Here is a 13,188-nt window from a genome sequence, read left to right as displayed (position 1 = left end):
GAATCCTTCGATGAAAAAGTTCTTCAGCCTGATCGCCACCCTGCTGGTGCTGGCCGCTGCCGTGGTGATCGGACGCCAGTTGTGGCTGCACTACATGACCACGCCGTGGACCCGCGACGGCCGCGTGCGTGCCGACATCATCAACGTCGCCGCCGACGTGCCGGGCTATGTGGTGGACGTCCCGGTCAAGGATAACCAGCGGGTGAAGAAGGGCGACCTGCTGATCCAGATCGACCCTGAGCATTACCAACTGGCGGTCGATCAGGCCAAGGCTCTGGTCGCCTCGCGCAAGGCCACCTGGGAAATGCGCAAGGTCAACGCCAAGCGCCGTGCCGACATGGACAACCTGGTGATCTCCAAGGAAAACCGCGACGACGCCAGCAACATCGCCAGCTCCGCCCTGGCCGACTACCAGCAGGCCCAGGCTGAACTGGCAGCGGCCGAGCTGAACCTCAAACGCACCCATATCGTCGCCACGGTGGACGGTTACGTGACCAACCTGAACATCCACAAGGGCGACTATGCGCGTACCGGTGAAGCGGTGATGGCGGTGGTCGACGAGAACTCGTTCTGGGTGTACGGCTTCTTCGAGGAGACCAAGCTGCCGCATGTGAAGATTGGCGACCAGGCCGAGCTGCAAATGATGAGCGGCGAGCGCATCAAGGGGCATGTGGAGAGCATCGCCCGCGGCATCTACGACCGCGACAACCCACAAAGCCGAGAACTGATCGCCGATGTGAACCCGACCTTCAACTGGGTGCGCCTGGCGCAGCGGGTGCCGGTGCGCATTCACATCGATGAAGTGCCGGACGGGTTCCTGCTGGCGGCGGGGACGACCTGTACGGTGGTGGTGAAGCCGAGCGAGGGATAATCGAACGTCAAGCAGCTCAAGGTTGGGGAGCCAAGGTCAGAGGGCGGCTGGCTCATGACCTGAAAACCGCCTTTCCCGCGATGAAGGGGTTCTCTCGGGCCAATCTGATGTACATGCGTGCGTTTGCTGAAGCTTGGCCAGATGAGGCAATTGTCCAACAGGCTGTTGGACAATTGCCTTGGGGCCATAATCTGGTGCTGCTGACGAAGCTTAAGAAACCGGACGAGAGGCTTCCAGTTCGCACCATTCATCTTCTGCCAACAGAGGTTGATCCAGGTTGACCTCTGCATCACCCACGAGCTTGTCGAGGCGAGCGATGAGCTCAGCATCGACAACCTGCAGCCGTTGAGGATTGGTTGCGATGTCGTGAGCCATAAACTTCAGGAACTGGCCTAGCACGTGATCGTCCTCGGTTGCCTCTGCGTGGGTTAGCCCATCAGGCTAATGCGATTGCATTATCTGGTCAATTCAATCGCATTACCTGACTGAGCAGCGGTTCAAGCGGCCCCCACCAACACCGGCACCTCAACCCGGTCAATCACCTTCGCGCTGATCGACGGGTCCAGCAATCGCCCCAACCGCGACAGGTGGCGGTGGCCCATGATGATCAGCTCGCAATTGAGTTGTTGTGCCTTGGTGACAATCGCCTCGACCGGCTGCCCGGCGACCATGCAGCCCTGGCTGCTGAAGCCGGCCTGTTGCAGTAACTGAACGGCTTCACCCACGGCGCGATCGCCCAGGCGTTGCTCCTCGCAGGCGGCAGGGTATTCCTCCAGTTCCTCGGCGGTGTAGGGCGCGGGCTTGTCGTGCACGGCGAAGGTTGAGTCGATGGCCAGCAGTACGTGCAGTTCATGTTCATCGGGGCGGCAGTAGCGGCGGGCGAGGGTGAGCAGGGCGGTGGAGGCGGGGGAGGCATCGATGGCGATCAGGACGGGGCTGGGCATGCGGAATCCTAAGTTGAGGCTTGCTGATGTGCTTGCAGGCTCGGCCCTTTCCCGGGCAAGCCCGCTCCCACAGGAACTGCACACCACTTGAGCATTGTGGGATTGCTGTAGGAGCGGGCTTGCCCCGCGAAAGGGCCAGGCCTGCCAATGCTTCATTTATGGCCGAACACCGCCATTGAATAAATGCCCCACCACGCACGAGCGCATTGCGTCTGGTGCAATCCAGCAACCTGCTACCATCGCCTTTCCCCACAGCTGTCACGGAAAACGGCCATGCAACTCCCGGACATGAACCTGCTCGTCGCCCTCGATGCCTTGCTCGACGAAGGCAGCGTGGTCGGCGCCGCGCAGCGCATGAACCTGAGCCCGGCGGCGATGAGCCGCACGCTGGGGCGTATTCGCGATGCCCTGGGCGACCCGATCCTGGTGCGCGCCGGCCGTGGCCTGGTGCCGACCCCGCGGGCGCTGGCCTTGCGCGAGCAGGTGGCAGCACTGGTGGAGCAGGCTGGCGAGGTGTTCCGCAGCGCCGATGCAGTCGACCTGCCCAGGCTTGATCGCGCCTTCAACATTCGCACCAATGACCTGTTCATCGCCTTGTATGGCGCCCAGCTGCTGCGGCGCATGCATGAACAGGCGCCGCGCACGGTGCTGCGCTTCGTGCCGGAAAGCCCCGGTGGCGACGACGACAGTGTGCTGCGCGATGGGCGCACGGACCTGATCATCAGCTCCACCGTTGACCTGGGACCGGAAATCAAGGTGCAGAGCCTGTTCCAGACTTTCTACGTGGGCCTGGCACGGCGTGACCACCCGATCTTCGACCAGCCGATCACCCCGGCCAGCTTCGCCAGTTATCCACAGATCAGCGTGTCCCGCCGTGGCCGCGCCAACGGGCCGATCGATGTCGAACTGGCCAACTTCAAGGTGCAGCGGCGGGTGGCGCTGATCACCCCCAGTTTCCACTCGGCGCTGTTCTCGCTGCCGGATTCGGACCTGATCCTGCCCATGCCGGCCAATATCCTCAACAGCGTGCACAAGCTCGGGCTGCCGTTGCGTTCCTTCGAGATCCCGGTGCCGCTGGAGCGGGTGACCGTGCTGCAGGCGTGGCACCCACGCTTTCACAATGACCCGGCGCATCGCTGGCTGCGGCAGACCTTGAAGGCCTGTTGCAGCGTCGACCCTTGAGACCAGGTTGGATTCTTCGCGGGCATGCCCGCTCCCACAGGTACACCGCAACCCTCAATAACTGTGAATATCGCTGTGGGAGCGGGCGCGCCCGCGAAGCAGGCGACTCGGTTCAGGAGCGGATTGCGTCTGGCGCAACATAAACCTGCCGAGAAGTCAGTTTTCGTCAGCATTCGACCTTCTTAGACTGGCTCCAGTCGCAAATTTGTTGCTGGAGATGTCTGCCCATGAGTTCCCTGTCCGCCCCTTCTGCCGCGATTGCCGCCGCCCCCGCGCCGGCCACGCCTGCGCAGACGGCGTTCGGCCTGCGGGTGGTGGTCGGGCTGTTCGGTGTATTGCTGGCCGTACTGTGTGCCGGCCTCAACGAGTCGGTCACCAAGATTTCTCTCGCCGACATCCGCGGTGCCATGGGCATCGGTGCCGACGAAGGCGCCTGGTTGCTGGCGGTCTACAGCGCAGCGTCGGTATCGGCCATGGCCTTCGCACCTTGGTTGGCCACCACTTTCTCCCTGCGCCGCTTCACCATGAGTGCGGTCGGCCTGTTTGCCGTGCTCGGGTTGCTGCAACCATTCGCCCCCAATCTGCACAGCCTGATGCTGCTGCGCGTGCTTCAGGGCTTCGCCTCGGGCGCCTTGCCGCCGATGCTGATGAGCGTGGCGCTGCGCTTCCTGCCCCCTGGCATCAAGGTCTATGGCCTGGCCTGCTACGCCCTGACTGCCACCTTCGGGCCCAACCTCGGTACGCCGCTGGCTGGCCTGTGGACCGAGTACGTCGGCTGGCAGTGGGCGTTCTGGCAGATCATCCTGCCCTCGGCACTGGCCATGTTCTGCGTCGGCTGGGGCCTGCCGCAGGATCCGCTGCGCCTGGAGCGCTTCAAGCAGTTCGATTGGCGCGGCGTGTTGCTCGGCCTGCCGGCCATCAGTTGCATCGTCCTCGGCCTGTCACTGGGTGATCGCTGGGGCTGGTTCGATTCGCCGCTGATCTGCTGGTTGCTCGGTGGTGGCGTGCTGCTGCTGGTGCTGTTCATGTACAACGAATGGTCCGAGCCGCTGCCGTTCTTCCAGCTGCGCATGCTGCAGCGGCGCAACCTCAGCTTCGCCCTGGTGACCCTGGCCGGCGTGCTGATCGTGTTGTCCGGCGTGGGCAGCATTCCATCGGCGTACCTGGCGCAGATCCAGGGCTACCGCCCGGCGCAGACCAGCCCGCTGTTGATGCTGGTGGCCATGCCGCAGCTGATCGCGCTGCCACTGACTGCAGCGCTGTGCAACATTCGTGCGGTGGACTGCCGCTGGGTGCTGGCCATCGGCTTGGCCATGCTGGCGGTGTCGTGCGTGGGCAGCAGCTTGCTGACCAGCGAGTGGATCCGTGGCGATTTCTACCCGTTCTACCTGCTGCAGGTCTTCGGCCAGCCAATGGCCGTGCTGCCGCTGCTGATGCTCTCCACCAACGGCATGAGCCCGCAGGAAGGGCCGTTCGCCTCCAGCTGGTTCAACACCGTCAAAGGCCTGGCCGCCGTGATTGCCGGTGGCCTGCTGGATGCCTTGGGCACCCTGCGCCGGCACTTTCATTCCAACCACCTGGTGGACAGCCTGGGCAATGCCCCGCTGATCGACGACAACGCTGCCGGCCTTGCCAAGCGCATTCACGACCAGGCGCAGGTGCTGACGTCCGCCGACCTTTACCTGGTCATGGCCTGCATCGCCGTGGCCCTGATCTGCCTGATCCCTTTCGTGCCTACCCGGGTCTATCCGCCGCGCGCGGTGGCCTGAACCCTGGATGAATCCGAGACACTCAACATGACCAACCACCGCAAGACCTTTCTCATCGGCTCGGTACTCGCCGTGGCCGTGCTGGCCGGCATCGTCGGCCCCTGGCTGTTCGGCAGCGACCACCGGCAGCGTACCAATGATGCCTACGTGATCGCCGATTACACCGTGGTCGCCCCCAAGGTTGCCGGCTTCATCAAGGAAGTGCTGGTCGAGGACAACCAGCAGGTGCAGGCCGGCCAGTTGCTGGCGACCATCGATGCCCGCGATTACCAGGCTGCGCTGGATGCGGCCCAGGCACAGCTACTGGTGGCCAAGGCGCAGAGCGCCGATGCCCGCGCCACCCTGGAGCGCCAGGCCGCGCTGATTGCCCAGGCCCAGGCGGCGGTGACGGCAGCCCAGGCCGAAGCAGCGTTCGCCGACCATGAGGTCAACCGCTACAGCCGCCTGGCCGAGCAGGGCGCCGGCACCGTGCAGAACGCCCAGCAGGCGCGCAGCCGTGTCGACCAGGCCCGCGCACGCTTGGCCAACGCCCAGGCGGCGCTGGTGGCGACACGCAAGCAGGTGGACATCCTCACGGCCCAGGTGGCCAGTGCCGATGGCCAGTTGAAGCGTGCCGAAGCCGGCCTGGAGAAGGCCCGGCTGGACCTGTCCTACACCCGCATCACTGCGCCGGTCGACGGCATGGTCGGCGAGCGTGCGCTGCGCGTCGGCGCCTTCGTCAATCCCGGTGCGCACCTGCTTTCGGTGGTGCCGTTGCAGCATGCCTATGTGGTCGGCAACTTCCAGGAAACCCAGCTGACCCATGTACAGCCAGGCCAGCCGGTCAGCATCAGTGTCGACACCTTTTCCGGTGAAACCCTCACAGGCCATGTCGAGAGTATCGCCCCGGCGACTGGCGTGACCTTCGCTGCGGTAAAACCGGACAACGCCACCGGCAACTTCACCAAGGTGGTGCAACGCATTCCGGTGAAGATCGTCTTCGATGACGGGCAGCCGCTGCTCGCACGCCTGCGCGTGGGCATGTCGGTAGAAGCGACCATCGACACCCACGGTGACCAACTGACCGGCAAAGAGGTGAGCGCCCGATGAAACCTGCCGTACGCTTGAGCCCGCTGTTGCTGGCCGTGCTGATGGCCGGCTGCACGCTGGGGCCGGACTTCCAGCGCCCGGACAGCCAGGCGCCACAGCAATGGGCGGCGCTGCAAGGCGAGGCGGCTGCCAGCCAGCCTCAAGCCGAACCGCTGGAACTGCGCTGGTGGGAAACCTTTCATGATGCCCGCCTGAGCGCACTGATCCAGCGGGTGGCCGAAAACAACCTCGACCTGCAGATGGCCAGTGCCCGCCTGCTGCAAAGCCGCGCCCTGCGCAGCACGGTGGCGGCCGATGAATCACCGTCGGTGGACGTCAACGCTGGCTACAGCCGCGCTCGCAACAGTGCCGTAGGCCTGAACGACCCGTCCGGCAAGGCGGGCAAAGAGGCTTTCAACCTTTGGCAGGGCGATTTGGTGGCGGGTTGGGAGCTGGACTTGTGGGGCCGTGTGCGCCGCCAGGTCGAGGCTGCTGATGCCACCGTGGAAGTGGCCGAGAACGACCGCCGCGGCGTGTTGCTGGCGCTGCTCTCGGAAACGGCCGGCAACTACATCCAGCTGCGTGCCGTGCAGCACACCCTGGAGGTGACCCGCGACAACCTGAAGGTCGCCGAGCACAGCCTGAAGCTTTCCCAGGATCGTCAGGCCGAAGGTGTCGCCACCCGGCTCGACGTGGCCCAGGCCAGCGCCCAGGTGGCGTCCATCGAGGCGCGCCTGCCAAGCCTTGAGGCCCGGCGCGACGACCTGATCAATGCCCTCAGCCTGCTTGCCGCCGAACCGCCGCGCAGCCTGCAGGCCGAGTTGCTGCCAGCCGGAGAGCTGCCGGCGCCGCAGCAGAAGTTCGCCATCGGCTTGCCCTCCGAGCTGGCCGAACGGCGCCCAGACATCCGCCAGGCCGAGGCACGCCTGCATGCTGCCACTGCGAGCATTGGTGTCGCCAAAGCCGACTTCTATCCCAGTATCCGCCTGTCTGGCAGCGTCGGTTTCCAGGCCATGCAACTGGCCGATCTCGGCGGTTGGGATTCGCGTCGCTTCGCCTTCGGCCCACAGTTGTCACTGCCGATCTTCGAAGGTGGCCGGCTCAAAGGCACCCTGCAACTGCGCGAGGCGCAGCAGCAGGAAGCAGCGCTCAACTACCGCAAGGTGGTGCTCGGTGCCTGGCACGAAATCGACGATGTGCTACGCCTGTACAACGCCAGCCAGTTGCGTCGCGACCACCTGGCCGAGGCGGTGCGGCAGAACCGCATCGCCCTGGAAACCGCCCAGCGCCAGTATGTGGAGGGCGCGGTGGACTTTCTCAACGTGCTGACGGTGCAGGGTGCCTTGCTGGCCAGCGAAGAGCAGTGGATCGACAGTTCTGCCGCGGTGTCGCAGGCGCTGGTGGGGCTGTACAAGGCCTTGGGCGGTGGCTGGCAGGCATTCGATCTGAAAGCATAAATGGCCGGGGCCGCTTTGCGGCCCTTTCGCGACACAAGGCCGCTCCTACAGGCGATCGCTATCCCTTGTAGGAGCGGCCTTGTGTCGCGAAAGGGCTGCAAAGCAGCCCCGGCTATCCCCAGACAGATGAGGAGGCACAGATGCACATTTCCTTGAACGGCAAGCGCGCCATCGTCAGCGGCTCTACCGCTGGCATCGGCCTTGCTATCGCCATCGGCCTGGCCGAGGCGGGCGCCGAAGTGGTACTCAACGGCCGTACCCAGGCCCGTGTCGATGAAGCACTCAAAATGGTGCGCGAGCGCCTGCCACAAGCGCGCATCATCGGCATCGCCGCTGACCTGGGCACGACAGAGGGGGCGCAAAAGCTGTTCGACCAGGTGCCGCACACCGATATCCTGGTCAACAACCTCGGCATCTTCGAGCCCAAGCCGTTCTTCGAAATCGATGATGCCGACTGGCAGCGCTTCTTCGATGTCAACGTGCTCAGCGCCGTGCGCCTGTCGCGCCACTACGCCCAGGGCATGGCACAGCGCAAGTGGGGGCGGGTGATCTTCCTGTCCAGCGAGTCGGCGTTGCAGATCCCGACCGAGATGATTCACTACGGCATGACCAAGACGGCGCTGCTGGCGGTGTCCCGTGGCCTGGCCGAGACCTTGGCGGGTACTGGGGTGACGGTGAACTCGGTGCTGCCGGGGCCGACCCGCTCGGAGGGGGTGGGTGACTTCTTTGCCAAGCTGGCACAGGAACAGGGGGTATCCAGCGAAGAGCTGGAGGCCAACTTCCTGGCCGAGCACCGGCCAACTTCGCTGATCAAGCGGTTGGCGACGGTGGAGGAGGTGGCCAACATGGTGGTGTACCTGGCGTCGATGCAGGCCAGTGCCACGACTGGAGCGGCATTGCGGGTGGATGGCGGGGTGCTGCGTTCCATCGCCTGATGTGTCGTCGCCTGTACCGGCCTCTTCGCGGGCTCGCCCGCTTGCCACAGGTACAGCGCTATCCCTGTGGGAGCGGGCGAGCCCGCGAAGAAGCCGGTACAGCCAACCCATGACTCAAAGCGGGCGCAGTAGCCCGAAGCGTTTGCGCAGGGCCCAGTCCAGCAACCGCCGTGGCAGCAGGCGGGCCATCAGTGGCAGCGCCGTGCTGCCATTGCCCAACCGCACCACACCCGGCACCGGAGACTTGCCAACTGCCGCCAATACCCCCTGGGCAAATTCCGCCGCCGACGTCGGCTTGTCCTGCGATGCCCGCGCCCGCGCCTGCACATGCTCGCGCAGCGGCCACCACGGCGAATCCGCCGCCAGCACCTGATCGGCCTGGCGCTGGGCATTGCTGGCGAACTGCGAGGCAATCGCCCCCGGCTGCACTTCCATCACCTGAATGCCAAACGGCGCCAGCTCCAGGCGCAGTGCGTCGCTCAGGGCATGCACGGCGGCCTTGGACGCGCAGTAGGCGCCGGCGAACGGCGTTACCAGCACCCCCGAGACGCTGCCGATATTAACCACCAGCCCGCGTGCACGGCGCAGCAACGGGAACAGTGCGCGGGTCACCCCGACAACGGCGAAGACATTGGTCTCGAACTGCTGGCGCAGGGCATCGACGCCGCCGTCGAGCAGCGGCCCCATGGCGCCGTAGCCGGCGTTGTTGATCAGGATGTCGAGGGTTTCAAGCTCCTCGGCCAGACGGGCCAGGGCCTCGCTGTCGTTCACATCCAGTTGCCGGGCGCTGAAGCCGGCGGCGTTCAGGCGCTCGACATCCTCAGCTTTGCGGGCGGTAGCCCAGACGTGGTGGCCGGCATCGCGGAAGGCGTCGGCCAGGGCGCGGCCGATGCCGCTGGAACAACCGGTGATCAGAACGGTGGGCATGTTTGAGGCCTGTTTTGCAGGTGGGGTTTGTTTAACCTGTGCCGGCCTGTTCGCGGGCAAACCCGCTCCCACAGGGATGTCGCCGAGCCTGAGGGCAGCGCTGTACCTGTGGGAGCGGGCTTACCCGCGAAAGGGCCGGAACAGGTGCTGGACTAGTTGGCAAATGTACCTTGCAGATGCTCTGCACGGAATTCCAATGTCTGTGGGCGGTATCCCGAGCGCAGCGGGGGCAAAGGCAAGCAGTCCTGCCACTCGGCCCCTGGCTGCAGTTCACCCGGGCCACGGTAGCGCGGTGCGTTGTAGGTGTTTTCCGCCAGGTTCACGGTATCGCCCGGTGCATACGCCGCTACGCGCCAGCGCAGTTCGGTCAATGGCACTTCGTTACCGTTCTTCATGCGCACCTGCAGCGCACGGTCGGCAGGGCAGTGTTCGGGGGCATAGCTCAGGCGCAATTCCAGGCGTGCCAGTTGCGAGGCTTCGCGGTTGTCCTGCCAGAAGACCAACAATGCCACCAGGCCAAGGCCACAGATTGCGGCCAGGCTAATCGGCAGGGCCTTGGCCGGGTAGCGCAACAACAGCACCAGCCAGGTGAGGATGAGAAAGGCACCGATGATCATGGGGCAGGCAGACCTTGGTTGCGCAGGTCTGACCATCGTAGCGCCAAAACGGGCTGGCCTCAAAAGGAAGGGGCCGCTTTGGCGGCCCCTTGGGTGTTGCTTTACTGCGCGATGGTTTTCACCGAAACGCCACGCTCGATCGGCGTCGAAGTCCGCCCATAGACATCCTCGAAGCGCTCGATGTCGTCCTCGCCCAGGTAGCTGCCAGACTGCACCTCGATGATCTCCAGCGGGATCTTGCCGGGGTTGCGCAGGCGGTGGATCGAGGCGATCGGGATGTAGGTCGACTGGTTCTCGGTGAGCAGGAACACGTTCTCGTCACAAGTCACCTCGGCAGTGCCGGACACCACGATCCAGTGCTCGGCGCGGTGGTGGTGCATCTGCAGCGAGAGGCTGGCGCCTGGCTTGACGGTGATGTGTTTGACCTGGAAGCGGCCGCCCATGTCCACCGAGTCGTACGAGCCCCACGGGCGATACACTTCCAGGTGGTTCTGGGTTTCGCTGCGGCCCTGCTCGTCGAGGGTCTTGACCATCTGCTTGACGCCCTGGACCTTGTCCTTGTGGGCAATCATCATCGCGTCCTTGGTCTCGACCACGACGATGTTCTCCAGGCCGATCACCGACACCAGCTTGCCGTTGCCGTGGATCATGCAGTTGCGGCTGTCCTGCACCACCACGTCGCCCTTGGTGACGTTGCCGTCGGCGTCCTTGTCGTGCACTTCCCACAGCGACGACCAGCAGCCGACATCGCTCCAGCCGGCCGACATCGGCACCACGCAGGCACGCTGGGTCTTTTCCATCACCGCGTAGTCGATGGAGTTGTCCGGGCAGCAGGCGAAGGTGGCTTCGTCGATGCTCAGTACATCGCCGTCTTCCTGGCTGCGCTCAAGGGCCAGCAGGCAGGTATCGTAAATGTCGGAGTCGTGCTTTTTCAGCTCTTCAAGGAAGCGGCTGGCGCGGAACAGGAACATGCCGCTGTTCCAGAAGTAGCCACCAGCGGCGACGAACTCGGCGGCGCGCTTCTCGTCGGGCTTCTCGACGAACTGGGCAACCCGGGCCACGCCTTCGGGCAGCAGCGCGTCCTGGCTGGAACGGATGTAACCGTAGCCGGTTTCCGGCTTGGTGGCCGGCACACCGAACAGCACCATCTCGCCGCGCTCGGCAGCCACGGTGGCCAGGGCCAGGGCACGTTGCAGGGCCTTCTGGTCGTCGATCACGTGGTCGGCGGGCAGCACCAGCATCAGGTCGTCACGGCCTTCGTTGACCAGCTTCATGGCGGTCATCGCCACGGCTGGCGCGGTGTTGCGCCCGAACGGCTCCATCAGGATGCCTTGGGTTTCCAGTTTCAGGGCCGCGAGCTGCTCCTGGACGATGAACTTGTGGTCCTTGTTGCAGACCACGATCGGCGCGTCCATGCCTTCGAAGCGCAGGCGCTCGATGGTCTGCTGGAACAGGGTGTGTTCACCGGTCAGCGCCAGGAACTGCTTGGGGAACTGCTTGCGCGACAGAGGCCACAGACGGGAACCGCTACCACCAGAAAGAATTACCGGGATCATCATGTTTCTCCAATAGTCGTTATGAGGCAGGGGGATCAGTTGCTAGCCACGGGGCGAGTTACCCACACCGGCGACAAGTTGCCGCCGGAACCCGTTACGTACAGCACGGCCGCTTCGCCACGCTCCAGGGCGACCGGTTTCAGGTCGCTGACTTTCTTGTTGCCTTCGAACAAGGCCAGGTTGACCTTGACCGGATTGATTTCACGCTCGCCGCGACCCTTGGTGGCCACCGACGGCACCACTTCAGTCTTGCCGTCGGCGGTTTTCAGGGTCACCGCCTGGTCGCTGAGGTTCTGCACGCGAACCAAGGCTTTCTGCTTGTTCTTGAACGGTGGTTCTTCGATCAGCTGTGGGGTGCCGCTGGCGCTGTTGACCAGGGTGTAGTACTTGTCCGCCGCCAGCTTCACCGGCACGCTCTTGCCGCCGACCTGGGCGGTGTAGTCACCACCGGGCAGGAAGCTGAAGTCGCTGCTGGCCTGGGCGCCGACCTGCTTGATCTGGGTGTTGCCGACGCTGGCCGCAGCCGGGGCGCTGGAGGCGTTGTACAGGCGCACGAAGGTCGAGCCTTTCGGCGCGCTCGGGCCGTACAGCGCGGCGTCGGCACCGGCGAAGGCCTGCATGGAAGCAAGGGAAAGGCCGGCCGCGAGGGTGAGGGCTTTGGCAATGGAAGTTTTGGTAGTCATGTGCATTTCCTCTCTATCGATCAGTGATTCGTCCGGGTGGACGACAAGGCCAGGTTTTCTTCGGATTTACGTGAGTTCTTCAGCTGTGCGATCCACTGCGGATCGAAGCTGCTGAGGTCATTGGTCATTGGCAGATAACGCTCGGGGAATTCCCACACCACCACTTGTGGCGCGGCGTTCTTGAAGGCATCGCTCTGCAGATACTTGAGCATCGGCAGCAGCGGGCCGTGGCCGTCTTCGGCGTAGTTGGCGACGTCGCTGTGCAGCGCCTGCTGCAACGCGCCGAGGAAGTTCCAGTGCGGGTTGGCGCTGTAGCTGGTGCCCACCAGGGCGACCGGGATCTGGTTATCGGCGAACAGGGCGTCGCCGCCTTCGCCTGCGGTTTCGGCAGGGCGGGTCGTGCGCTGCTGCAGGTTGTCCGGGGTCGGCAGCAGGTTGCTGAACAGGGGGTCCAGGGGCAGGAAGTTGGTCAGGTCACCCTTGTACGGGGTGGAGCTGCCGGCTTCGGTGATAAAGGTCTGCGGGGCGCCGTTGAGCAGGTTCTGGCGGCTGACGGCCTCGGCCAGCGCCTGCGCCGCCACTTCGGCACCCATCGGCGTCCAGTGGGTGTCGGTACGCAGGAATACCTGACCGCGGCCCTTGGCCTGTTCCAGGGCTGCCATCAGGTCAGGGGCGAACACGTTGGCCTGGCGTGCCTGGGCATGGAACCGGTTGTACAGGTCGTCGTGCAGGCTGGCCGGTTGCTGCTTGCCGATGTACTCGGAATACACCCGTGCCTTGGCCGGAATGATCGCCAGCACCAGCTGGCTGCCATGCTTCTGCAAGGTGTCGCGCACCCCGCGGATCAGTGCCAGGTTGTCTTGCATCTGTTGCTCGGCACCGGCGCTGGGCTTGAACTCTTCGTCGCTGAACAGCCACTGGTCGCGGCCCAGCACCACGCCTGGGCGGCCTTCGTTGAACAGCTTGAAGTCCAGTGCGGCCCAGAGGTTGGTACCGAGGCGCTTGATCGGGAACTGGTCGTCGTAGTGGGTCTCGGCGGCCTTGGCCAGCTTGCCGTTGAGCAGGGTCATCTGCTCGGTGCGGTGGAAGCTCTGGAAGCCGCCGGTGGACCAGATGCCCATGCCCACCAGCAGGCCGAGAAACGACAGGGAATAGGTGACGCGTAATGTCCGGGTCATG

General features: G+C 64.6%; 12 protein-coding genes and 2 pseudogenes. 7 read left to right on the top strand and 7 right to left on the bottom strand.

Annotation, left to right across the window (positions count from 1 at the left end; genetic code table 11):
* Positions 1-10: 10 nt before the first annotated feature.
* On the top strand, positions 11-871 hold the full coding sequence (locus ACTORR_RS09535) for an efflux RND transporter periplasmic adaptor subunit (protein WP_262108686.1): 861 nt from the start codon (positions 11-13) through the stop codon (positions 869-871).
* Positions 868-1,101 (top strand): annotated as a pseudogene (locus ACTORR_RS09530) (DUF1016 N-terminal domain-containing protein); the annotation flags it as partial. The gene ACTORR_RS09535 and the pseudogene ACTORR_RS09530, both read left to right, overlap by 4 nt.
* Here ACTORR_RS09530 and ACTORR_RS09525 read toward each other — a convergent pair.
* Together ACTORR_RS09525 and ACTORR_RS09520 are read right to left on the bottom strand one after the other, a co-directional pair.
* Positions 1,082-1,291, bottom strand: a pseudogene (locus ACTORR_RS09525) (type II toxin-antitoxin system PrlF family antitoxin); the annotation flags it as partial. The pseudogenes ACTORR_RS09530 and ACTORR_RS09525 overlap by 20 nt on opposite strands.
* 77 nt (positions 1,292-1,368) lie before the next feature.
* Positions 1,369-1,815 (bottom strand): universal stress protein, encoded by a 447-nt coding sequence (locus ACTORR_RS09520; RefSeq protein WP_054884690.1) that lies wholly within the window; start codon positions 1,813-1,815, stop codon positions 1,369-1,371.
* 273 nt (positions 1,816-2,088) lie between these two features.
* Here ACTORR_RS09520 and ACTORR_RS09515 point away from each other — a divergent pair, with 273 nt between their 5' ends.
* The 5 genes from ACTORR_RS09515 (at position 2,089) to ACTORR_RS09495 (ending at position 8,226) form a co-directional block, all read left to right on the top strand.
* Entirely contained in the window at positions 2,089-2,997 is a 909-nt protein-coding gene (locus tag ACTORR_RS09515; RefSeq protein WP_054884689.1) for a LysR family transcriptional regulator, read from the top strand.
* 227 nt (positions 2,998-3,224) lie between these two features.
* Positions 3,225-4,766 carry an MFS transporter gene (locus ACTORR_RS09510; RefSeq protein ID WP_054884688.1) on the top strand — a complete coding sequence of 514 codons (1,542 nt, stop codon included), beginning with the start codon at positions 3,225-3,227 and terminating at the stop codon, positions 4,764-4,766.
* A 27-nt stretch (positions 4,767-4,793) separates the two neighbouring features.
* The gene (locus tag ACTORR_RS09505) at positions 4,794-5,855 is read left to right on the top strand and encodes an HlyD family secretion protein (protein ID WP_262108687.1); all 1,062 of its coding nucleotides are present in this window, start codon (positions 4,794-4,796) and stop codon (positions 5,853-5,855) included.
* On the top strand, positions 5,852-7,291 hold the full coding sequence (locus ACTORR_RS09500) for an efflux transporter outer membrane subunit (protein ID WP_262108688.1): 1,440 nt from the start codon (positions 5,852-5,854) through the stop codon (positions 7,289-7,291). The genes ACTORR_RS09505 and ACTORR_RS09500 overlap by 4 nt, the downstream gene beginning before the upstream one ends.
* Before the next feature lie 140 nt (positions 7,292-7,431).
* Positions 7,432-8,226, top strand: a complete 795-nt coding sequence (locus tag ACTORR_RS09495) for an SDR family NAD(P)-dependent oxidoreductase (protein WP_262108689.1) — start codon at positions 7,432-7,434, stop codon at positions 8,224-8,226.
* Between the two features lie 114 nt (positions 8,227-8,340).
* Here the strand turns inward: ACTORR_RS09495 and ACTORR_RS09490 are convergent, their stop codons facing one another.
* The 5 genes from ACTORR_RS09490 to ACTORR_RS09470 form a co-directional block, all read right to left on the bottom strand.
* A complete protein-coding gene (locus tag ACTORR_RS09490; protein ID WP_054884684.1) occupies positions 8,341-9,153 on the bottom strand; it encodes an SDR family oxidoreductase in 813 nt (270 codons plus the stop codon).
* Positions 9,154-9,305: 152 nt separating this feature from the next.
* Positions 9,306-9,770: a hypothetical protein gene (locus tag ACTORR_RS09485; protein WP_054884683.1), complete on the bottom strand. Its 465-nt coding sequence runs from the start codon at positions 9,768-9,770 to the stop codon at positions 9,306-9,308.
* Between the two features lie 101 nt (positions 9,771-9,871).
* The gene (locus ACTORR_RS09480; protein ID WP_054884682.1) at positions 9,872-11,326 is read right to left on the bottom strand and encodes a mannose-1-phosphate guanylyltransferase/mannose-6-phosphate isomerase; all 1,455 of its coding nucleotides are present in this window, start codon (positions 11,324-11,326) and stop codon (positions 9,872-9,874) included.
* A gap of 35 nt (positions 11,327-11,361) precedes the next feature.
* On the bottom strand, positions 11,362-12,009 hold the full coding sequence (locus ACTORR_RS09475; RefSeq protein ID WP_054884681.1) for an alginate O-acetyltransferase AlgF: 648 nt from the start codon (positions 12,007-12,009) through the stop codon (positions 11,362-11,364).
* 20 nt (positions 12,010-12,029) lie between these two features.
* Positions 12,030-13,187, bottom strand: coding sequence for an alginate O-acetyltransferase (locus ACTORR_RS09470; RefSeq protein WP_262108690.1), 1,158 nt, complete (start codon positions 13,185-13,187; stop codon positions 12,030-12,032).
* Between the last annotated feature and the right edge of the window lies 1 nt (position 13,188).

Source organism: Pseudomonas sp. SAR267, assembly GCF_052077595.1.
Taxonomy (GTDB): domain Bacteria; phylum Pseudomonadota; class Gammaproteobacteria; order Pseudomonadales; family Pseudomonadaceae; genus Aquipseudomonas; species Aquipseudomonas vlassakiae.
This window is presented reverse-complemented; position numbering and strand designations above follow the sequence as displayed.

Excerpts from the sequence above, each read along its gene's own strand:
- ACTORR_RS09495 (WP_262108689.1), top strand. The coding sequence starts at position 7,432 with ATGCACATTTCCTTGAACGGCAAGCGCGCCATCGTCAGCGGCTCTACC.
- ACTORR_RS09515 (WP_054884689.1), top strand. The coding sequence starts at position 2,089 with ATGCAACTCCCGGACATGAACCTGCTCGTCGCCCTCGATGCCTTGCTC.
- ACTORR_RS09480 (WP_054884682.1), bottom strand. The coding sequence starts at position 11,326 with ATGATCCCGGTAATTCTTTCTGGTGGTAGCGGTTCCCGTCTGTGGCCT.
- ACTORR_RS09510 (WP_054884688.1), top strand. The coding sequence starts at position 3,225 with ATGAGTTCCCTGTCCGCCCCTTCTGCCGCGATTGCCGCCGCCCCCGCG.
- ACTORR_RS09520 (WP_054884690.1), bottom strand. The coding sequence starts at position 1,815 with ATGCCCAGCCCCGTCCTGATCGCCATCGATGCCTCCCCCGCCTCCACC.
- ACTORR_RS09505 (WP_262108687.1), top strand. The coding sequence starts at position 4,794 with ATGACCAACCACCGCAAGACCTTTCTCATCGGCTCGGTACTCGCCGTG.
- ACTORR_RS09475 (WP_054884681.1), bottom strand. The coding sequence starts at position 12,009 with ATGACTACCAAAACTTCCATTGCCAAAGCCCTCACCCTCGCGGCCGGC.
- ACTORR_RS09500 (WP_262108688.1), top strand. The coding sequence starts at position 5,852 with ATGAAACCTGCCGTACGCTTGAGCCCGCTGTTGCTGGCCGTGCTGATG.
- ACTORR_RS09490 (WP_054884684.1), bottom strand. The coding sequence starts at position 9,153 with ATGCCCACCGTTCTGATCACCGGTTGTTCCAGCGGCATCGGCCGCGCC.
- ACTORR_RS09535 (WP_262108686.1), top strand. The coding sequence starts at position 11 with ATGAAAAAGTTCTTCAGCCTGATCGCCACCCTGCTGGTGCTGGCCGCT.
- ACTORR_RS09470 (WP_262108690.1), bottom strand. The coding sequence starts at position 13,187 with ATGACCCGGACATTACGCGTCACCTATTCCCTGTCGTTTCTCGGCCTG.
- ACTORR_RS09485 (WP_054884683.1), bottom strand. The coding sequence starts at position 9,770 with ATGATCATCGGTGCCTTTCTCATCCTCACCTGGCTGGTGCTGTTGTTG.